This window comes from Streptomyces sp. NPDC048461 (genome assembly GCF_055587105.1).
On the sequence record NZ_JBVJGW010000008.1, the window covers coordinates 45043 to 64035 of the forward strand.

General features: G+C 74.0%; 20 protein-coding genes. 1 reads left to right on the forward strand and 19 read right to left on the reverse strand.

The features are described from left to right. Positions 1 to 620: TetR/AcrR family transcriptional regulator (locus ACZ6S8_RS16010; protein WP_469456097.1), on the reverse strand; the 620-nt coding region annotated here is incomplete at its 3' end. A gap of 205 nt (positions 621 to 825) precedes the next feature. Here ACZ6S8_RS16010 and ACZ6S8_RS16015 point away from each other — a divergent pair. Continuing rightward, on the forward strand, positions 826 to 1359 hold the full coding sequence (locus ACZ6S8_RS16015; RefSeq protein ID WP_469456098.1) for a DUF6328 family protein: 534 nt from the start codon (positions 826 to 828) through the stop codon (positions 1357 to 1359). Between the two features lie 24 nt (positions 1360 to 1383). On the opposite strand, the gene ACZ6S8_RS16020 is transcribed toward ACZ6S8_RS16015, so the two are convergent. From ACZ6S8_RS16020 to ACZ6S8_RS16105, 18 genes are all read right to left on the reverse strand, one after another. Continuing rightward, positions 1384 to 1626 carry a DUF6158 family protein gene (locus ACZ6S8_RS16020; RefSeq protein ID WP_469456099.1) on the reverse strand — a complete coding sequence of 81 codons (243 nt, stop codon included), beginning with the start codon at positions 1624 to 1626 and terminating at the stop codon, positions 1384 to 1386. Between the two features lie 93 nt (positions 1627 to 1719). Next, on the reverse strand, positions 1720 to 2781 hold the full coding sequence (hypE, locus tag ACZ6S8_RS16025; protein WP_469456101.1) for a hydrogenase expression/formation protein HypE: 1062 nt from the start codon (positions 2779 to 2781) through the stop codon (positions 1720 to 1722). Next, positions 2774 to 3919 (reverse strand): hydrogenase formation protein HypD, encoded by a 1146-nt coding sequence (gene hypD, locus ACZ6S8_RS16030; protein WP_469456102.1) that lies wholly within the window; start codon positions 3917 to 3919, stop codon positions 2774 to 2776. The genes hypE and hypD overlap by 8 nt, the downstream gene beginning before the upstream one ends. Beyond that, a complete protein-coding gene (locus ACZ6S8_RS16035) occupies positions 3916 to 4263 on the reverse strand; it encodes a HypC/HybG/HupF family hydrogenase formation chaperone (protein WP_469456104.1) in 348 nt (115 codons plus the stop codon). Before ACZ6S8_RS16035 ends, hypD begins: the two co-directional genes overlap by 4 nt. Beyond that, the gene (hypF, locus tag ACZ6S8_RS16040; protein ID WP_469456105.1) at positions 4232 to 6643 is read right to left on the reverse strand and encodes a carbamoyltransferase HypF; all 2412 of its coding nucleotides are present in this window, start codon (positions 6641 to 6643) and stop codon (positions 4232 to 4234) included. Before hypF ends, ACZ6S8_RS16035 begins: the two co-directional genes overlap by 32 nt. Beyond that, positions 6643 to 7572 carry a hydrogenase nickel incorporation protein HypB gene (gene hypB, locus ACZ6S8_RS16045; RefSeq protein ID WP_469456107.1) on the reverse strand — a complete coding sequence of 310 codons (930 nt, stop codon included), beginning with the start codon at positions 7570 to 7572 and terminating at the stop codon, positions 6643 to 6645. The genes hypF and hypB overlap by 1 nt, the downstream gene beginning before the upstream one ends. A gap of 3 nt (positions 7573 to 7575) precedes the next feature. After that, positions 7576 to 7971: a hydrogenase maturation nickel metallochaperone HypA/HybF gene (locus tag ACZ6S8_RS16050; RefSeq protein WP_469456109.1), complete on the reverse strand. Its 396-nt coding sequence runs from the start codon at positions 7969 to 7971 to the stop codon at positions 7576 to 7578. A 111-nt stretch (positions 7972 to 8082) separates the two neighbouring features. Then, positions 8083 to 8193, reverse strand: a complete 111-nt coding sequence (locus ACZ6S8_RS16055) for a DUF6893 family small protein (protein WP_469456110.1) — start codon at positions 8191 to 8193, stop codon at positions 8083 to 8085. After that, positions 8190 to 8720 (reverse strand): hydrogenase maturation protease, encoded by a 531-nt coding sequence (locus ACZ6S8_RS16060; protein ID WP_469456112.1) that lies wholly within the window; start codon positions 8718 to 8720, stop codon positions 8190 to 8192. The genes ACZ6S8_RS16055 and ACZ6S8_RS16060 overlap by 4 nt, the downstream gene beginning before the upstream one ends. Further along, on the reverse strand, positions 8717 to 10189 hold the full coding sequence (locus ACZ6S8_RS16065) for a hypothetical protein (protein ID WP_469456113.1): 1473 nt from the start codon (positions 10187 to 10189) through the stop codon (positions 8717 to 8719). The genes ACZ6S8_RS16060 and ACZ6S8_RS16065 overlap by 4 nt, the downstream gene beginning before the upstream one ends. Further along, on the reverse strand, positions 10186 to 10890 hold the full coding sequence (locus ACZ6S8_RS16070; RefSeq protein ID WP_469456115.1) for a DUF6084 family protein: 705 nt from the start codon (positions 10888 to 10890) through the stop codon (positions 10186 to 10188). The genes ACZ6S8_RS16065 and ACZ6S8_RS16070 overlap by 4 nt, the downstream gene beginning before the upstream one ends. Next, positions 10887 to 11555 (reverse strand): DUF5947 family protein, encoded by a 669-nt coding sequence (locus ACZ6S8_RS16075; protein ID WP_469456116.1) that lies wholly within the window; start codon positions 11553 to 11555, stop codon positions 10887 to 10889. The genes ACZ6S8_RS16070 and ACZ6S8_RS16075 overlap by 4 nt, the downstream gene beginning before the upstream one ends. Further along, a complete protein-coding gene (locus ACZ6S8_RS16080; RefSeq protein WP_469456117.1) occupies positions 11552 to 12076 on the reverse strand; it encodes a hypothetical protein in 525 nt (174 codons plus the stop codon). Before ACZ6S8_RS16080 ends, ACZ6S8_RS16075 begins: the two co-directional genes overlap by 4 nt. Continuing rightward, complete coding sequence (locus ACZ6S8_RS16085) at positions 12073 to 13857, reverse strand: nickel-dependent hydrogenase large subunit (protein WP_469456119.1); 1785 nt, start codon at positions 13855 to 13857, stop codon at positions 12073 to 12075. The genes ACZ6S8_RS16080 and ACZ6S8_RS16085 overlap by 4 nt, the downstream gene beginning before the upstream one ends. Before the next feature lie 104 nt (positions 13858 to 13961). Then, positions 13962 to 15017, reverse strand: coding sequence for an NADH-quinone oxidoreductase subunit B family protein (locus ACZ6S8_RS16090; protein WP_469456120.1), 1056 nt, complete (start codon positions 15015 to 15017; stop codon positions 13962 to 13964). Positions 15018 to 15132: 115 nt separating this feature from the next. Further along, a complete protein-coding gene (locus ACZ6S8_RS16095; protein ID WP_469456122.1) occupies positions 15133 to 16902 on the reverse strand; it encodes an enoyl-CoA hydratase-related protein in 1770 nt (589 codons plus the stop codon). A gap of 225 nt (positions 16903 to 17127) precedes the next feature. Next, the gene (locus ACZ6S8_RS16100; protein WP_469456124.1) at positions 17128 to 18549 is read right to left on the reverse strand and encodes a DUF2252 domain-containing protein; all 1422 of its coding nucleotides are present in this window, start codon (positions 18547 to 18549) and stop codon (positions 17128 to 17130) included. An 86-nt stretch (positions 18550 to 18635) separates the two neighbouring features. Continuing rightward, the gene (locus ACZ6S8_RS16105) at positions 18636 to 18917 is read right to left on the reverse strand and encodes a hypothetical protein (RefSeq protein ID WP_469456125.1); all 282 of its coding nucleotides are present in this window, start codon (positions 18915 to 18917) and stop codon (positions 18636 to 18638) included. Positions 18918 to 18993 lie beyond the last annotated feature (76 nt).

The following is an 18993-nucleotide window of genomic DNA, read 5'->3' on the forward strand; positions in this document are numbered from 1 at the left end:
TTTGGGTTTTGGGGGGGGGGGGGGGGGGGGGGGGGGGGGGGGGGGGGGGGGGGGGGGCGGGGGGGCGGCGCGGCGGGCCGCGTCCCGCCGAGGAAGGACGTCAGGACCAGGCGGCCGATCTCGCGGGGGGCGAGGTGGCCGTCGCGCACGCCCTCGGCGGCCGCGTCGAGCAGCCCCCAGAGCGAGTACCAGATCCAGTAGGGCGGCAGGTCGCCGCGCAGCCGGCCCAGCCGCTGGCCGAGGGCGAGGAACGCGAGGGCCCGCCGGTCCTGCCGGTCCACGCCGGCCCGGAACTCGGGATCGGCGAGGACGGTGGCGTCGCGCGTGGTGAAGCCGTAGAGGTGGGCGGCCGGCAGCAGTGCGACGACCAGTTCCTCCAGCGCGGCGTCGAAGGCGGCGCCGTCGGCCGTGTCCGGCAGGTCGACCGGGCCGAGGCAGCCGTCGACCACCCGGATCGCCCGGTCCGCGACGGCCTTCAGCAGGGCCTCGCGGGTGGCGTAGCGGCGGCTGAGCGTGGCGCGGCTGGTCCCGATGCCCGCGGCGATCTGGACCATCGACGCACTGTGGTCGCCCGCCAGGACGCGCGCCGCGCCGTCCAGCAGTTCCTCTTCGTGCACCATGATGAGCCTCCTTCGCCTCGAACGATACAAATTTGTCTCACATGAGGCAAGTCCGATACATCCCGCACCGCAGATCTCGGCCGCGGCCGCCTCGACGCCCTGCTCCCGCGGACCGGCGACGGATCGGGCAGAACCGCAGGTCCGCGCCTGCATGACGGGGCGGCGTCCGGGTAGACGCCGGAGCACACTCGGGGAGGGAGAACACATGAGCCACGAACACAGAGGCGCCGGGGCGGACGCGGATGCGGACACGGTCGACGAGGTTCCGGGCGACGGCCGGAACGAGACCGCGGTGGAGCGGGCGGACCGGCAGTGGCAGGAGCTGGTCCAGGAGATACGGGTCGCCCAGACGGGCGTGCAGATCCTGTTCGGCTTCCTGCTGACCGTCGTCTTCACCCCGCACTTCCAGGGGCTCGACCAGACGGACAAGACGCTCTACATCATCACGGTGATCCTGGGATCGATGGCCACGGGCGCCCTCATCGGGCCGGTCGCCTTCCACCGCATCGTCTCGGGGCGCCGGATCAAGCCCGAAGCGGTCGCCTGGGCGTCCCGGCTCACCTTCGTCGGCATCGTGCTGCTGCTGGCGACGCTGACGTTCGCCCTGCTGCTCGTCCTGCGCGTGGCCACGCACAACGCGATCGTGCCCTGGATCGTCTCCGGGGTCCTGGCCTGGTACCTGCTCTGCTGGTTCGTCCTGCCCCTGTGGGCACGGGTGCGCTACACCACCGAGGACTGAACCGGGCCGGTGCGCCCGGCCGGGCTACTCCTCGGAGTGGCGGGCCCTGGCGCCCGAGCGGGTGCGGCCCGCGGTCTGCGCGCGCTGCGGATGACGGCGCACGTACTCGTGCTCCAGCTCGTTCATCCGCTGCGTGTGGGTGACCAGCGCGTCGTCGGACCCGTGCAGCAGGGTTTCGTGGCGCGTGCGGTGGATGGCCTCCAGCTCCTTCAGGAGCCGGCCCTCCTCCAGGTTCCGCGCCGAGGGACCGCCGTCGTGCTCCGCCATGGTGCACCTCCTCCAGAAGACCAGCGTAGGGCCGCCCGCGCCCCCCGCGCCTGCCCGGAACCCGGGAGACGGCGCGGGGGGCGCCGCCGTACGTCAGCAGATGCGCGGCAGCTGCTCGCCGATCGGGAGGTCGACCACGCGGGTCCCGCCGAGGCCCGTACGGGCGACGACGAGGCCGGGGTGGGCCTCGACCGCCTCGCCGATCACCCGGGCGTGGCGCCCCAGCGGATGGGCCCGCATGGCGTCGAGCACCGCGTCCGCGTGCTCCCGCGGGACGAAGGCGACCAGCTTGCCCTCGTTGGCCACGTACAGCGGGTCGAGCCCGAGGATGGCGCAGGCGTTGGCCACGGCGGGCGGCACCGGGATCCGGCCCTCCTGGATGACGACGCCCGCGCCGGACGCGGCGGCGATCTCGTTGAGGGAGGCGGCGAGTCCGCCGCGGGTGGGGTCGCGCAGGACGTGCAGGTCCGGGGTCACGGCGAGCATCGCCTGCACCAGGCCGCCGAGCGCGGCGCAGTCGCTCTCGACGTCGACGCCGAACTCCAGCCCCTCCCGCACGCTCATGATGGCCACGCCGTGCAGGCCGATCTCGCCGCTGACGATGACGACGTCGCCCGGCACCACCCGCTGCGGGCGCAGGTCCACCCCCTCGGGGATCAGCCCGATCCCCGAGGTGTTGACGTAGATGCCGTCCCCGTGGCCCGCCTCCACCACCTTGGTGTCACCGGTCGCCACCTCCACGCCCGCCGCGCGCGCCGCGGCGCCCAGCGCCTCGGCCACCCGCGCCACGACGGAGATCTCGACGCCCTCCTCCAGGATGAACCCGCAGGACAGGTAGGCGGCCCGGGCGCCGCTCATGGCGAGGTCGTTGACGGTGCCGTTGACCGCGAGGTCGCCGATGCTGCCGCCGGGAAAGAACAGCGGCCGCACCACGTAGGAGTCCGTGGAGAAGGCCAGGCGGGCGCCGCCGAGGGTGACGGCCGCGGAGTCGCCCAGCCGGGACAGCACCTCGCCGCCGAAGGCCGGGGCGAAGAGGTGCTCGACGAGTTCGGCGGAGAGCGCGCCGCCGCCGCCGTGGCCCATCACCACGCGCGGGCGGTCCCGCAGGGGCGCCGGGCAGGTCCAGCCCGTGATGTCGAGTGCGGTGTCAGGCAACGGGGCTCGCCTCCAGCGGTGCGGCGGTCCCGGCCTGCGGGGCCGGGGTGAGTTCCAGGCGGCGGTACAGGTAGTACGCCGCGCACGCGCCCTCGCTGGAGACCATGGTGGCGCCGAGCGGGTTGCGCGGGGTGCACAGAGTGCCGAAGGCCTCGCACTCGTGCGGCTTGAGCAGCCCCTGGAGGACTTCGCCGCTGCGGCACTCGGCCGGCTCGAGGGTCTTGATGCCCGTCACCGAGAAGCGGTGCTCGGCGTCGTGCTCCCGGTACCGCTCGGAGAGCCGCCAGCCGCTGTCGGGGATGACCCCGATGCCGCGCCAGGCACGGTCGGTGATCTCGAAGACGTCCTCCAGCATGGCGAGGGCGGCCGGGTTCCCCTCGGGGCGGACGGCCCGCGCGTAGGCGTTGTCGACGGTGTGCTCGCCGCGCTCCAGCTGGTGCACGGCCCTCCGTACGCCTTCGAGGATGTCCAGCGGTTCGAATCCCGTCACCACGATCGGGACCCGGTGGCGCTCCGCGAGGGCGGGGTACTCCCCCGTGCCCATCACGCTGCACACGTGCCCGGCGGCCAGGAAGCCCTGGACCCGGCAGCTCGGCGACCGCATGATGGCCTCGATCGCGGGCGGCACCCGGACGTGCGAGACCAGCAGGCTGAAGTTGCGGATGCCGAGCTTCTTGGCCTGGTGGACGGTCATGGCGTTGGGCGGGGCCGTGGTCTCGAAGCCGATCCCGAAGAAGACGACCTCGCGCTGCGGGTTCTGCCGGGCGATCTTCAGGGCGTCGAGCGGGGAGTACACGACGCGCACGTCGCCGCCCTCGCTGCGCACCTGGAACAGGTCGCGACCGGTGCCGGGAACGCGCAGCATGTCACCGAAGGAGCAGAAGATCACGTTCGGACGGGAGGCGATCTCCAGCGCCTTGTCGATGACCTCCAGCGGGGTGACGCACACCGGACAGCCGGGGCCGTGGATCAACTCCACTTGATCGGGCAGGAGTTGGTCGATCCCGTGCCGGATGATGGTGTGGGTCTGGCCGCCGCAGACCTCCATCAGGGCCCAGGGGCGGGTCACCGTGGCGTGGATGTCGTCGAGCAGCCGGCGGGCGAGCTCGGGGTCCTGGAACTCGTCGATGTACTTCACTTTCGGGCCTCCTCCTGCGGGGCGTCCCCGGCGGGCTGTTCGGCGGACGCGTCGCCGAAGGGCCAGTCACCGCCTGCGGCTTGTGCGGCCTGCTCCCACGGGTCGCCGAACTCCTCCTGCAACATGCCGAGCTGGGCGAAGAGCTCGAGCGTCTGGCGGGCCGACTCCTCGTCGAGCCGCTGCAGGGCGAACCCCACGTGGACGATGGCGTACTCGCCGACCTGGAGGTCGGGCAGGTACTCCAGGCACACTTCCTTCTGCACGCCGCCGAAGTCGACGGTGGCCATCCGGGTCCCGTCCTTCTCCCCGATGTCAAGCACTCTGCCGGGTACCGCCAGGCACATGGGGTTCTCCTTGCTGTGGGTGGTGATCCGTGGCGTGGGCCGCCACCATGAGCTGTCCCAGGGACAGGCCCCCGTCGCCCGGGGGGACCCGGCCGTGGCGCAGGACGGTGAAGCCGTCCGCGCGCAGGGCGCGGGCGCAGGCGCAGGAGAGCAGGGTGTTGGCGAAGACCCCGCCGGTCAGCGCGACGGTGTCCAGGCCGTGGCCCGCGCGGGCGAGGCCGCAGAGGGTGACGACGAGACCGGCGACGCCGGCGTGGAAACGGGCCGCGATCACGGAACGGGCGACGCCCGCGCGGACGTCGGCCGCCACGGCGGCCAGGACGGGAGCCGGGTCCGCGGTGAGCGGGCCCGGCGCTCCGCCCGCGGGCGGGCGGACGGCGAAGGCGTACCCGGGACCGGAGGACGGTGCCGTGGCGCCGGGCTCGGGTGCTCCGGGGGCCGGTGCGCCGAGGGCGGCGGCCTCCAGCTCGATCGCGGCCTGGGCCTCGTACCCGGCGACCTGGCAGACGCCCGCCAGGGCCGAGACGGCGTCGAAGAGGCGCCCCATGCTGGACGTGGGCACGCAGTTCAGGTCGCGGGCCAACTGGGTTTCCAAGACGCGCAGTTCGTCGGGCGGGCAGGCTGCCGTGCAGGGCAGGTCCGGGCTCCAGGCGATCCCGGCGGCGCGCAGGTGGGACAGGGCCATCCGGTACGGGCGGTGCACGGCGGCGTCGCCGCCGGGCAGGGGCACGTAGGCCAGGTGGGCGAAGCGGGTGTACCCGGCGTAGTCGGCGAGCAGGACCTCGCCGCCCCAGACGGCGCCGTCGTCGCCGTAGCCGGTGCCGTCGAAGGCGACGCCGATGACCCGCCGGGTTCCGTCCAGGCCGTGTTCTGCCATCGCGGAGGCGACGTGGGCGTGGTGGTGCTGGACGCGGACCAGCGGCCGGCCGGCCGCGGCGCCCTCGGCCCACCGGGCGGACCGGTAGCCGGGGTGCCGGTCGGCGGCGAGGAGTTCGGGGGTGACGCCGGTGATGGACTCCAGGCGGCCCTCGGCGCGCTCGAAGGCGTACTGGGTGGCGAGGTCGCCCATGTCGCCGATGTGGGCGGACAGCCAGGCCCGGCGGCCTTCGCCGAGGCAGAAGGTGTTCTTCAAATCCCCGCCGGCGGCGAGGGCCGCGGGCACCGGGACCGGGAGGGTGAGCGGCAGCGGGGCGTAGCCGCGCGAGCGCCGCAGGGTCAGCGGCTCACCGTCGCAGACGCGTACCACGGAGTCGTCGCAGGGCACGTGGATCGGCCGGTCGTGGGCGAGCCAGGCGTCGGCGAGGCCGGCGAGCCGGTCCAGGGCTTCGGCGTCGTCCGTCACGATGGGCTCGCCGGAGAGGTTCCCGCTGGTCATGACGAGCAGGCGGGGGCCGGGCGGATCGCCGGGCAGGCCGAGGAGCAGGTGGTGCAGCGGGGTGTACGGGAGCATCACGCCGAGGTCGGGACAGCGCGGCGCGACCTCCTCGGGCAGGGCTCCGTCGCAGGAGGTCCGGCGGCGCAGCAGCACGATGGGGCGTGCTCCCCCGGTGAGCAGTTCGCGCTCCACCGGGCCGAGGTGGACGAGGTGTTCGACGTCGGCGGGGTCGCGGGCCATCAGGGCGAACGGCTTGTCCCCGCGCGCCTTGCGCCGGCGCAGCTCGGCCACGGCTCCGGCGTGTGCGGCGTCGCAGGCGAGGTGGTAGCCGCCGAGCCCCTTGACGGCGAGGACCGCCCCGGCGGCCAGGAGGCGGCGGGCCTCGGCGACCGGGTCGGCGGCGGGCACCTCGCGGGGCGGGTGCCCGGCGAGGAGCCGCAGGCGCGGCCCACAGGCCGGGCAGGCGACGGGCTGGGCGTGGAAGCGGCGGTCGGCCGGGTCGGCGTACTCGCGGGCGCAGTCGGGGCACATCGGGAAGCCGGCCATGGTGGTGTGGGCGCGGTCGTACGGCAGCCCGGTGACGATGGTGAAGCGGGGCCCGCAGTGGGTGCAGGTGATGAAGGGGTGGCGGTGCCGGCGGTCGGCCGGGTCGGCCAGTTCGGCGAGGCAGTCGGCGCAGGTGGCCACGTCCGGGGAGACGAGCGTACGGGCGGGGCCGCCGGTGCGGGACGCGACGATGGTGAACCCGGCGCCGCCCGAGGCGGGGACCTCGCAGTGGTCGACGCGGTCCACCACGGCCAGCGGGGGCGCGTCCGCGGCGAGCCGGTCGCAGAACCGCGTCACGGCCGCCGCGGCGCCCTCGACCTCCGCGACCACGCCCTCGGGGGTGTTGGTGACGTGACCGGCGAGGCCCAGGCCGGTCGCGCGGGTGTACACGTAGGGCCGGAACCCGACGCCCTGCACCACCCCCGTGACGGTGACCCGGCGTCGCTGCACCGACTCCATCAGCGGGTCGGCACCACGGTGGACGGGGCCCCGGGCCGGAGCACGGCGGGCTCGGACGGCACCGTGCCGCGGCCCGCGTCGTGGGCGGGGCCGTCGGTGGGGGTGGGGGTGTGACGGTGATCGTGATCGTGGTGGTGGCCGTGGTCGTGGCCGTCACCGTGATCGTGTCCGTGATGGTGCCCGTCACCGTGGTCGTGGTCCGGCCCGTGATCGTGGTCGTGGTCGTGCGCCTCGGCCCGCTGCCGCTGAGCCATCACCGGCGCGTGCGGTGCGGCTCCGCCGGCGACCGCCAGGGCCCGGTCGAGCAGGGCCCCCGCACCCGCGCTGCGGCGGGCCGAGGTGAACACCACCTCCACGCCGGGGTTGACCTGCTGGACGTTGGCCAGGAAAGCCGCCTCGTCGAATTCGACGGCTTCCGCGATGTCGGTCTTGGTCACCACGACGAGGTGGGCGAGGCCGAAGGCGGTCGGGTACTTCAGCGGCTTGTCCTCGCCCTCCGTGACCGAGGCGAGCACCACGCGCAGGGCCTCCCCCAGGTCGTAGGAGGCCGGACAGACGAGGTTGCCGACGTTCTCCACGAACAGCAGCCGGGTGTCCGCGGGCAGCCAGCCGTCCAGGTGGCGGCCCAGCATCCCGGCCTCCAGGTGGCACAGCCCGTCGGTGAGGACCTGCTTGACCGGTACGCCCGAACGCGCCAGCCGCACCGCGTCGTTCTCGGTGGCGAGGTCGGCCGTCAGCGCGGCGACCGGCACTCCGCGTTCACGGGCGAGCAGGAGTTCGCGCTCCAGCAGTGCGGTCTTGCCGCTGCCCGGGCTGGACAGCAGGTTGACGATCACGGTGCCGCGGGCGGCGAGTTCGGCGCGCAGGGTGTGCGCCGCCTCGTCGTTCTTGGCGAGCACCGCCTGTCGTAGATCGACCACTCGGCACATGGTTCAGGCCTCCTCGGGGATCGGTTCGCGGACGGGCGCGCAGGCCGGGCCGTCCTCCCAGTGCACGTCGGCGATCTGCAGCTCGCGGCCCGACAGGAGCTCGACGTCCGACGCGCCGCCGCAGCCGGGACAGCACAGCTCGGGGGGCATGCCGACGTGCCACTCCCGCTCGCACGATCCGCAGCGGGCGCGCGCGGCCACGGTCTCGGGGGTGAGCCGGGCGCCTTCGAGTACGGTTCCGGCACAGGCCAGTTCGAAGCAGAAGGCGAGTGCGTCGGGGACCACGCCCGCCAGTTCTCCGACCTGGAGGCGGACCGCGGTGACGGCGGTCGCCCCGGCGGCCAGCGCCGCTTCTTCCACCTGGCCCACGACGGCCATGGCGATCGACATCTCGTGCATCGGACTCCGTCCTGCCGGGGCTCATTACACCGGCAGGACGGTGGCGTCACGGGCGGGCACGCCGACGCGCCCCGCGCCCCGTACGCCATTCGGACGCCGGGGCGCGTCGGGTCACATCCTGCGCATGCGCAGGTAGCGCCGGACGTCGGGGAGGAGCTGCGCCAGGACGGCGACGAGGGCGGCGGCCGTCGCGCCGCCGATGAGGGCCTGGGCCTTTGTCATGGGGTACTCCTCAGTTCGTGGCGGAGCCGGTCGTCCTGGTGCTCGGGTGGCTGCGGGTGGATCAGGTCCAGGAGCATGCGCACGGCCTGCGGCACCGCGGCGGCCACCGGGCCGCTGAGGCCCATGCCCTCCTCGGTGGAAGCCGGTTCGCACCCGACGACGAGCGTCCGCCGGGGCGGGGCGGAGCCGGTGCCGGCGCACAGGGTGCCGAGCAGGGCGAGGACCGCGTCGGGTGACATGTGGTGGCCGTCGAGGACGGCGGCGCCCGGTGCGACCGGGGCCCCGTCGGGCTCGATGAGGTACAGGGTGCCGGGGGCGCCGCCGCGGGCGGCGGCGTCGACGAGGACGAGCGTGTCGTAGCCGTCGAGGAGCTGGTATGCGAGGTGGACGCCGCGGACGCCGAAGTCGACCACTTCGACGCCGTCGGGCAGCGGGTGCGCGGACAGGGCCCGCACGGTCTCCACACCGAAGCCGTCGTCTCCGAGGAAGACGTTGCCGATGCCGGCGATCAGGGTCGGGCCGCTCACGCGTCCTCCAGGGGGGTGACCTCGTCGGGCTGGAAGTAGAGGAACCGGCCCTGTTCGCGGCGGATGTCCGCGCCGGGGTCGCCCTCGACGGTGACGGCCAGGTGCACCCCGCCGTCGACGTCGTGCAGTACGGCCTCGACGCAGGCGGCGCGGCCGTGCAGGAACAGGTCCTGGGCGTCGGTGCGCCGCGGGCCCGGCCGAAGCAGGACGCGGCTGCCGATGCCCACCCGGGTGCCGTCGACCAGCGCGTGGTCGGGGACGGGGTCGGCCGTGTCCCCGCCGGCGGGGTCCCACCAGGGGGTGTCGGGCCGGAACACCGCGTCCGGGTCGCGGAGCCCGGCGGGTGCGTCCTGCGAGCCGGGGAGACCGGGCTCACCGGGCGGGGGGAGGTCCACGAGGTCGAGGGCCGGGTCGGGCCCGGTGATCTCGCGCAGTGCGCGAACGGCTCCGTGCAGGCGTTCCAGCACCTCGGGCGGCATGGAGTCGGCCAGTTCGATCACCGCGGCGGCGCGGGCGTCCGTACCGCGGGCCTCGCGCTTCTCCCGGTCGGTGAGGGCGGCGGTGCGCAGGGCCAGGATCTCGTCGATCTCGGTGGAGTCGTACATGGCGCCGGCGCTTTCGGGGGCGATCGCCGGATGGTCCTCCAGGATGATCGGGGAGGACAGGACCACGTCGGCGCGGCCCGGCGCACCGGCCAGCACCGGCCAGGTGTGGCGGTTGACGCAGGAGGCGACCGCCCCCTTCGCCCACTCCGGCGGGTCGGTCATGGACAGGAAGGAGCCCGTGTCCAGGCCGAGCAGGAGGTGGGCGGCGACCAGGGACCGGGGCAGGGCCGCGTCGCGGTCGGCCGGTCCCGTGGCCGCCGGGGTCCACGGGCTGGTGTTCTCGACGACGGCGGTGAGCTTCACCACCCGGTACGGGCCGTCGAGTTCGGTGGTGCGCAGCCGTACGGCGCCCTCGACCTCCTCGGTGCGCCGTACCAGGCGGCCCAGGCACCGGCCGTCGGGGGCGAGGACGGGCTCGGTCTCCTCGCGGGCGGGCCGGCGGAACGGGAGGACGACCTCCCCGGCGGCCAGTTCACCCACGGGTACGGACAGTTCGACCCGCTCCTCGGCGCCCTCGTCCCAGGGGACGAGCACGCGGTCGTCGAGGTGCAGTTCGGCGACGTCCGCGAAGCCGCCGTCCTCCAGGGCCTGTTGGACGGTGCGGCGCTGCGCGTGCAGGAAGCGGAGCTCGACGGCGAGGACCGCTTCGCCCTTGGGCTCCATCAGGATCTCGGTCTGCTGGAGGGCGTGTTCCCGGTGCGCGGGCCCCCAGGCAGGCGGGACCAGTACGCCGAACTGCCAGCGCAGGCGGTTCTTGGCGGCCGAGGCGCGGTACGGGTAGAGGACGTAGCCCTCGAAGAGGACCGCGTCGGCGACCTGGCGGGCGGTGTCGAAAAGGGACCCCGGCACGGTCGTGGTGGTCATGGCGCCGTCCTCTCGGTGACGCGCGGCGCCGCCCCGCCCAGCCGGGCCGGGTCCGGTTGCGGCGGCTGGGCGACGACCGCGGCCTCGAGCAGGGCCCGTACGGTCGCCTCCCAGGAGGCGAGCGCGTGCCGCGAGCGGAAGGCCAGCAGGTCGGCCATGGTGTCCCGGGGCAGCCGCAGCCAGCCGCACCCCGGGAAGTGCTGCTCGACCATCTCGCGCCACACGGCCACGGGCATCCGGTACGCGGCTTCGCGGTCCCAGGGCACCGGTTCGACGCGGAAGCCGCCGGCTCCGGTGAAGGCGGTGCCCGAGAACAGCATCAGCAGGGGTGCCTCGCCGTCCTCCAGGGCGCTGAAGTACCGGCTCGCGGCGATGTCCATGTCGTACGTGCAGGGCACGACGAGGTCGGTCTCGGTGGCGCCGGTGAAGCTGGGCACCATGGCGGTGACCTGGGCGAACTGGACGGGTTGCAGGGTGGTGCCCCAGCGGGAGCGTTCGCCGAACAGGTCGGCGAGGCCTTCCGCCTCGGCGGGGCCGTAGCCGCGCCTGGCCGGTTCGATGCGGATCTGACAGCGCAGGGCGAGGGCGTGCACCCGGGCCTGCGGGTCGGCGGTGGTGATCCGCAGCCGGAAGACGAGGGTGGGGCCGGCCGCGTAGGCGTCAGCGCGCACGCCGGTGCAGGTGAAGGTGAACTCCGTCATGGCAGCCGGACCCCCTCGGCGGTCTCCGCCGGGACCTTCGCCCGGCGCTCGACCTGTTCGAAGAAGGTCCGCAGCGCGGCCCGGGCCTCGGCGCCGCCGTCGAAGCCCTGCCACAGCAGGCGCATCCGGCCCACCAGTTCGTAACAGACGTCGATCGGGACCAGGTGGCAGGTGGTGCGCCCCTCCGAGCGGTGCAGCAGCAGGGCCTCCACGTCGGGTTCGAGGAGGGCCGCGAGGCGGCTGGTGCCGAGGACGGTCTGCCAGGTCTGCGGGTCGAGTTCGCTCTCGGTGGCGCCGGCCGGGCTCGGATAGAGCGCGACGAACCGGTCGAGGGCGGCGTTGCGGAAGAAGAAGGCGACGCCGACGGGGATCTGGAGGAGTTCCCAGGCCCCCTCGTCGAGCGGCCGGTCGGGGTCGGTGAGGTAGCGGTCGGGGACGGCGCGGTAGCGGCCGGTGGTGGCGCCGGGCCGGTCGAAGAGCAGGGAGCAGGCCGTGCAGGCGCACACGAGCGCCCGCTTCTCGGTCTCGACCAGGTGGCGGTGGCCGTCCTCGGGGACGGCCACCCCGCACAGTTCGCAGCGCTCGGGCCGGGGCGGGCGGGGGCCGGTGAACCGGCCCAGCCCGCGCGGGGCGCCCGAACGCGCCGGTGCCGGGTGCCCGTTCACGGCACCTGCGCCGGGGCCGGCGGGCGGGTGGAGATCTGGAGCAGGGCCGGTTGCGGGGCTCCGGCCGGTTCCAGTTCCACCCGGGTGACCTCGGGGGCGAAGCAGGCCAGGGCGTCCTCGATGCCCTGTTGGGCGGCCGCGCCCGTACTGGGGCAGCCGCAGCCGCTCCCGGCGGTCCGCGGGCGCAGCCGCAGGACGCCGGTCTCCTCGTCGAACCCGACCAGTTCGGGCGGATCGGCCGCGGCGTCCAGGGCGCGGGCGATGCGGGTGTTCACGTCCTCGGGGTTGAGGTGGTGCAGGGCGAGCAGGCTCGCGACGAGTTCGTCGTCGAGCAGCCGGGCGAGCGGTTCGTCGCCGATCCGCTCGACGACGCGGGCGAGGCCCGCGCCGTAGAAGTCCATCAGGACGCGCACCAGTTCCTCGGCGGCGGCGCAGGCCTCGCGGTCTCCGCCGGCGGCGAGACGTTCCAGGACCTCCTCGACCCGCTGCCCGGCCTGCCGGGCGTCGACGGCCGCGCTCATCCGCCCAGTCCGCTCAGGCCGGTGGGGACGTGCATCTGCTTGACGGTCTTGCCCGGGCCGACGTACATGTGGACGCCGCAGGGCAGACAGGGGTCGAAGCTGCGCACGGCGCGCATGATGTCGATGCCCTTGAAGTTCTCCGGGGTGTTCTCCTCGAAGATCGGGGTGTTCTGGACGGCGTCCTCGTAGGGGCCGGGCGTGCCGAACGTGTCGCGGGTGGAGGCGTTCCACGGGGTCGGCGGGTAGGGGTGGTAGTTGGCGATCTTGCCGTCGCGGATCACCATGTGGTGCGAGAGCACGCCGCGCACGGCCTCGGTGAAGCCGACGCCCAGCCCCTCGTCCGGGACCTCGAACTTCTCCCAGGTCTGGGTGCGTCCGGCGCGGACCTCGGCGAGGCCCTTCTCGGCGCAGTGCAGGGCGATGGCGGCGGCGTACGCCTGGAAGTACGTGCGGGCGCGGTTGCGCTCCAGCGCGTTGCTCCACTTCGGGATCTTCCACTCGAAGCGGGTCTCGGGCTTCGTCATGGTCCGCGGCAGGGTGATGACGACGCTGTGGCCGGTGGCCTGCACGTAGTCGGTGTGGACGAGGCCGGACAGGGCGGTGGACCACAGGCGGGCGAGGGGGCCGCCGCCGGTGTCGAGGGCGAGGTGGTCCTTGCCGTCGAACCAGCGCGGGGACATCACCCAGCTGTACTTGTCGTCGAAGTTCCGCTTCTGCGGGGCGGGGATGGTGTGCTGGTTCCACGGGTGCCGGGGGTCGACCGGGTTGCCGAGCGGGTCGTGGGTGACGAACTGCTCCTGGCCCTGCCAGTCGTCGTAGTACGAGCTGCCCAGCAGGATGCGGATGCCGAGGTTGATCTCGGTCAGGTCGTTGGTGACGAGCTTCCCGTCCACGACCACGCCCGGGGTGACGAACATCTTCCGTCCCCAGTCGGTCATGTTGGCGTACGTGAAGTCGCAGTGCTCGGGGTCGTTGAGCGCGCCCCAGCAGCCGAGCAGCACGCGGCGCCGGCCGACCTCCTCGTACCCGGGGAGGGCCTCGTAGAAGAAGTCGAACAGGTCGTCGTGGAGCGGGACGACGCGCTTCATGAACTCGCAGTACCGCATGAGGCGGCTCATGTAGTCCGTGAAGAGCTGGACGGAGGCGATGGTGCCGACGCCGCCGGGGTAGAGGGTGGAGGGGTGCACGTGGCGGCCCTCCATCAGGCAGAACATCTCGCGGGTGTAGCGGCTGACCTGCAGCGCCTCGCGGTAGAACTCGCCCTCGATGGGGTTGAGGGAGCGCATGATGTCGGCGATGGTCTTGAAGCCGTGCTCGCCGGCGTGCGGGGCGGGGGTGCGCTCGGCGAGGTCCAGGACGCCCGGGTTGGTCTCGCGGACCATCTTCTCGCAGTAGTCGACCCCGACCAGGTTCTCCTGGAAGATGTTGTGGTCGAACATGTACTCCGCGGACTCGCCCAGGTTGATGATCCACTCGGCGAGGTGGGGCGGCTTCACCCCGTAGGCCATGTTCTGCGCGTAGACGGAACACGTGGCGTGGTTGTCACCGCAGATGCCGCAGATGCGGCTGGTGATGAAGTGCGCGTCGCGGGGGTCCTTGCCGCGCATGAAGACGCTGTAGCCGCGGAAGACCGAGGAGGTGCTGTAGCACTCCGCGACCCGCTTCTGCTTGAAGTCGATCTTCGTGTGGATGCCGAGGCTGCCCACGATCCGGGTGATCGGATCCCAGGCCATCTCCACCAGGCCGCTGCCGTCTCCGGCCGCCTTCGTCTTCGGTGCCATCGTGTCTGCCGTGACCCTTCTTCGGTGCGGGAGGGGGTGCGCCGGGGGGCGCCGCGGGCCGGACGCCCGACGGGGCGCCCCCCGGTTGCGGGTGGGCGGGGCGGTCACCAGGGCGGGCGGTAGCCCGTGGTCAGCTTCTCGCCGGTGCGGCGCCACTTGGGCTCCTGGTCCACGGTGTGCAGCGTGATGGCGCGGAGCCTGCGGATGACGGCTCCGTACGCCCCGCTGGCGGCGCTGGACACCTTGCCGCCGGGGGGTTCGTCCATGAACGGCATGAACTTGTCGGGGAAGCCGGGCATCGTGCAGGCGATGCAGATGCCTCCGACGTTCGGGCAGCCGCCGATGCCGTTCATCCAGCCGCGCTTGGGCACGTTGCACTTGACGACCGGACCCCAGCAACCCAGCTTGACCAGGCACTTCGGGGAGTCGTACGTGTGGGCGAACTGGCCCTGCTCGTAGTAGCCGGCCCGGTCACAGCCCTCGTGCACCGTCGCGCCGAAGAGCCAGGTGGGGCGCAGCTTGTCGTCGAGCGGGATCATCGGGGCCGAGCCGGCGGCCTGGTAGAGCAGGTAGGTGAGGGTCTCGGAGAAGTTGTCCGGCTGGATCGGACAGCCCGGGACGCACACGATCGGGATGCCGGCCTTCGACTTCCAGTCCCAGCCCAGGTAGTCGGGCACGCCCATGGCGCCGGTCGGGTTGCCCTCCATGGCGTGGATGCCGCCGTAGGTGGCGCAGGTACCGATGGCGACGACGGCGAGGGCCTTGGGCGCCAGCCGGTCGAGCCATTCGCTGGTGGTGATCGGCTGGCCGGTCTCCGGGTCGTCGCCGAAGCCGCACCAGTACCCCTCGGGCTTGATGCTCTCGTTGGGGATGGATCCCTCGACGACCAGTACGAAGGGGTCGATCTCGCCGCGCTCGCCCTTGAAGAACCACTCGATGAACGTGTCCGCGCCGCCGATCGGGCCGCATTCGAAGTCGATGAGCGGCCAGTGCACGGCGATCTTGGGCAGGCCGGGGAGGACGCCCGTCACGATCTCCTCGATGCTGGGCTGCATCGCCGCGGTGAGGGAGACGGAGTCGCCGTCGCAGCTCAGCCCCGCGTTGATCCAGAGGATGTGGATCGGGGGGTCGTCTGCCGGGGCAGTCGTTGCTGCGTTCATGGGGTTCCTCCTCGGGGAGGGGTTCAGGAAGGGTTTCGGGGCGGTCGGGGGACGGGGAGGCGCGCGCTCCGGGCGGCGGGCGTGACGGGCCGCGCGTTCGGCCTCACCTTTCTTGCTAACAGCCCGGCGCCCCGGGTGCTCCGTCATGTACGGCCATTGCGGTGAACGGGCGCTGCCGGGAGGGCAGCGGCGCGGTGTGCCGTCCCGGCACGGCCCGCGCGAGGTGGGGCGGTGTGGCGTCCGGGGTCTCCTTGCGCACGAAGGCCCGGCGCAGGGCGTGGTACGGGGCCGCGGGATCGTCGAAGGTCGCGCGCATCGGGGCCAGCTCCGCCGCGCGGTAGGCGGCGAGCGGCCGGTCGGCCTCGTCGCGCTCGCGGCGGGCCTTCTTCGCCGCGATCCGGGCGGGGGTGGCGGGGAGCGCGGCGAGGCGGGAGGCGAGCAGGGCCGTTTCCGCGGCGAAGGCCCCGGGGGCGCACGGGACCGTGCGGTCGACCAGGCCGAGCCGGAGCGCGGCCTCCGCGCTCAGCGGCAACGCCTCGGTGGTGAGCCTCTCGGCGACGCCGGTGCCGACGCGGCGGGGCAGGGTGTACGTCCAGAACTCGGAGCCGGTCAGGCCCATGAGGCGGTAGTGCGGGTTGAGGACCGCGCCGGAGCGGCACCAGACCTCGTCGGCCGCGAGGGCGAGCATGGCTCCGCCGGCGGCGGCGTTGCCCCCGAGGGCGGCGACGACGAGCCGGTCGGTGGTGGTGAGGACGGCCTCGACGAGGTCGTCGATGGCGTTGATGTTGGCCCAGGACTCCGCGGCCGGGTCGGCGGCCGCCTCGATGACGCCCAGGTGGATGCCGTTGGAGAAGAAGTCGCGGCCGCCGCCGAGGACGAGGACGGAGGTGGGGCGGGCGCAGGCGGCCCGGTAGGCGTCCAGCAGCCGCCGGCAGTGGGCGGTGCTCATCGCGCCGCCGGGGAACGAGAACGAGAGGAAGCCGGTCGTCCCCTCCTCGCGGTAGCCGATGTCGGACCAGGTCCGGCGGCGCGCGTCGGTGGGGAACGGCGCCGGGTGCTCTTGCAGCGGGGGCAGCCGGTCGGCGAGGGCGGTGGTCGCGGGGAGCCTGGGCGTGGCGGGTCCGCCCGGGGTGCGGGGCGCCCGCAGTTCGGGGATCCAGACGGCTCCGTCGACGGTGGCGCGGCAGATCGCGCCGGCCCGGGTGGCGAGCAGTGCTCCGGGGCGGCCGCGCAGCCGGTCCTCGGGGTGGCCGCCGTGCAGGAACCAGGCGGCGCCGAGCAGTTCGTCCCGTACGCCGGGCTGTGAGTCGGCGGCGCGCAGGGCGCGCAGCACCTGCTCGGTGGAGTCGGCCTCCCAGTCGATGCGGCGGGCCTCCTGGCGCATGGCGGGGCGCGCGGTGCCGGTGGCCTGCGGCCGCGGGACGTACGTACCGGAGGCGAAGCGGTCGACGGCGAGCAGGACGGCCCGCAGTGCTGCGTCGGCGACCTCCCCGCGGTACAGGTCGCTCTTGCCGACCGGCGGGACGGGACACTCGGCCGTGGCCCAGACGGGTCCGGCGTCCATCTCCGCCTCGGCCTGCAGGACGGTGACGCCCCAGCGGGCGGCCCGGTCCCGGACGGCCCAGTCGAGGGAGGAGGGGCCGCGGTCGCCGAGCGGGCCGGGGTGGACGATCAGGCAGGTGCGGGCGGCCCACACCTCCTCGGGGACGGCCGTGCGCAGCATCGGTGCGAGGACCAGGTCGGGCTGGTGGCGGTCCACGGCCTCGGTCAGGCGGACGTGGGGCAGGGCGAGCTCGACCGCCACGCTGTGGCCGTGGTCGCGCAACTCGGCGTGGACCCGCTGGGTGAGGCTGTTGAACGCGCTCGCGACGAGCAGGACGTGCACGTGATCTCCCAGCGGCTGCCCGGTTCCGGGGCGCCGCGGCGCCCCGGCTGATCGTGACCGGAACATGACCGGCCGCCTGAGATGGTCGGGTACGGCGGCGCGGACGCGCCCGGCGCCGAGCGGCGGAGTCACCCGAAAGCGACCCCGCCGACGGCCAGTCGGCCGCGTCCGCGGCGGGGGTGGCGGGGCGGCGGCGGGGGCGGGGGCGGGGGCGGCGGGGGCGTCTCAGGTCGCGGTGGCGGGTATGCGGCCCGAGGCGATCGCGTCCGTCAGGGTCTGGTGGTCGCGCACGTTGTGGTCGGCGTAGCTCTCCGCGAACCGCACGAGCGCCTGGTCGAAGACGTCCCGGCGGCCCAGGTACGCGGCGATGGCGATCCGGTCGCCGGACCGGGCGTGCGCGCGGGCCAGGGTGACGCCGCAGAGGCCGGCGAAGGCCCTCATGCCGCGGGGCACCATCTGCGACGGTTCCGCGATGCCCTTCCAGTCCCGCAGTTGCCGTACGTAGAAGTCCCGTTCCCGGCCGTCGATCCCGGCCGTCCGCTGCCAGCCCAGGAAGATGTCGCTGGCGGCCTGCATCACCCGCTGGCCCGCGACGACCCGCTCCCCCTGGGTGGCGTACGCGCTGGCTCCGGCGTGCGCGGCCAGCACGGAGGCGCCCGCCTCCTTGGCCTGCAGGATCAGCGGGTCCTGCCCGTCGCGGCCGAGTAGCAGCACGACCCAGCAGCGCATGCCGACGCTCCCGACGCCCACCACCTTGCGGGCCATGTCCACGACGGTGTACTGGCTCAGCAGCTGCCTGCGGTCCGTCTGGAGGCTGCGTCCGTACTGCTCCACCAGGGTCCGGATCTGCCCGTCGAGCGCGTCGCGCTCCTGGTCCGGCACCAGCTGGGAGATCGGCGTGATCAGCTGCGGGACCGCGGCGAAGCGGCGGTGGCCGCCGACCACCTCGGTGAGCTTCTCGAACGCCTGCCGGCTGTCGCGGCCGCGCGCCTTGTGCAGCGCCTGGGACACGTTCTTGCGCCCGCGGGTGTGCAGCGCGCCCGCGGCCAGTGCCTGGAGCTGCGATTCGTCGACCCGGGCGTACCAGACGTCGAGGTTGCCCATCCCGGCGAAGACGCGGATCTGTTCGCGGTAGGCGCGCACCCCCGACCGTACGATCTCCGCGCGCTCCCGGTCGGAGAAGCCGTTCTCGCGCCCGGCGATGACGAGGCTGGTCGCGAGCCGTTTGACGTCCCACTCCCAGGGTCCGGGCAGCGTCTCGTCGAAGTCGTTGATGTCGAACAGCAGGTTGCGCTCCGGGGAGCCGAGCAGCCGGAAGTTCAGCAGGTGCGCGTCTCCGCAGAGCTGGACCCGGATGCCCGAGTCGGGTGTCTCCGCCAGGTCGCCGGCCATGATCGCGGCGGCGCCCCGGTAGAAGCGGAACGGCGACTCGGCCATCCGGCCGTAGCGGATCGGCACGAGCTCCTGGACCCGGGTGGCGGACTGGCCCTCGATCACGTCCACCGGATCCGCCCGGTGCGGCGACGGCTCGAACGGTCCATGGGCGGATCGCGGGGCCCGCTTCCGGGCGGCCCTGCCCTCGGCGGCACGTTCCGCGGCCGTGCGGCGGGGCCCGGCACCGGCCTCGGTCGTCTTGCGCATCGCCATCGTCGTGAACCTCCGGCCGGCGGGCCCCCGCATCCCAGCATGGCACCCGCCGGGACGGGCGGCCCGCGGGCGGCGTCCGGGGGCCCTCAGCCGGTGGCGGCGGGCGAGGGCGCGGGCCGGTCCGGGGCGTTCGTGCCCGCCGGGGCGGGCTCGCCGTCCCTGATCATGCGGTAGGTGAAGACCGGCTTGCGGGGCTTGGGCGCCCGGCGGGAGCGCGCCCGCGAGACCGCCGCGTGGACCAGCCGGTCCACGTCCGGGTTGCGCTCCCGCAGGCGCCGGAGCTGGTCGTACCTGAGGTTGACGGCCGCCGCGGCGGCCTTGACACCGGTGCCCCGGACGATGGTCTGGAGGAGGAGCCCCAGGCTCATTCCGGTGAGCCGGCCCGGTTCGGCGACCCGGTCGGCGGCGGGCCCTCGCCCCCCCCCCCCGACTGCGCCGCCCCCC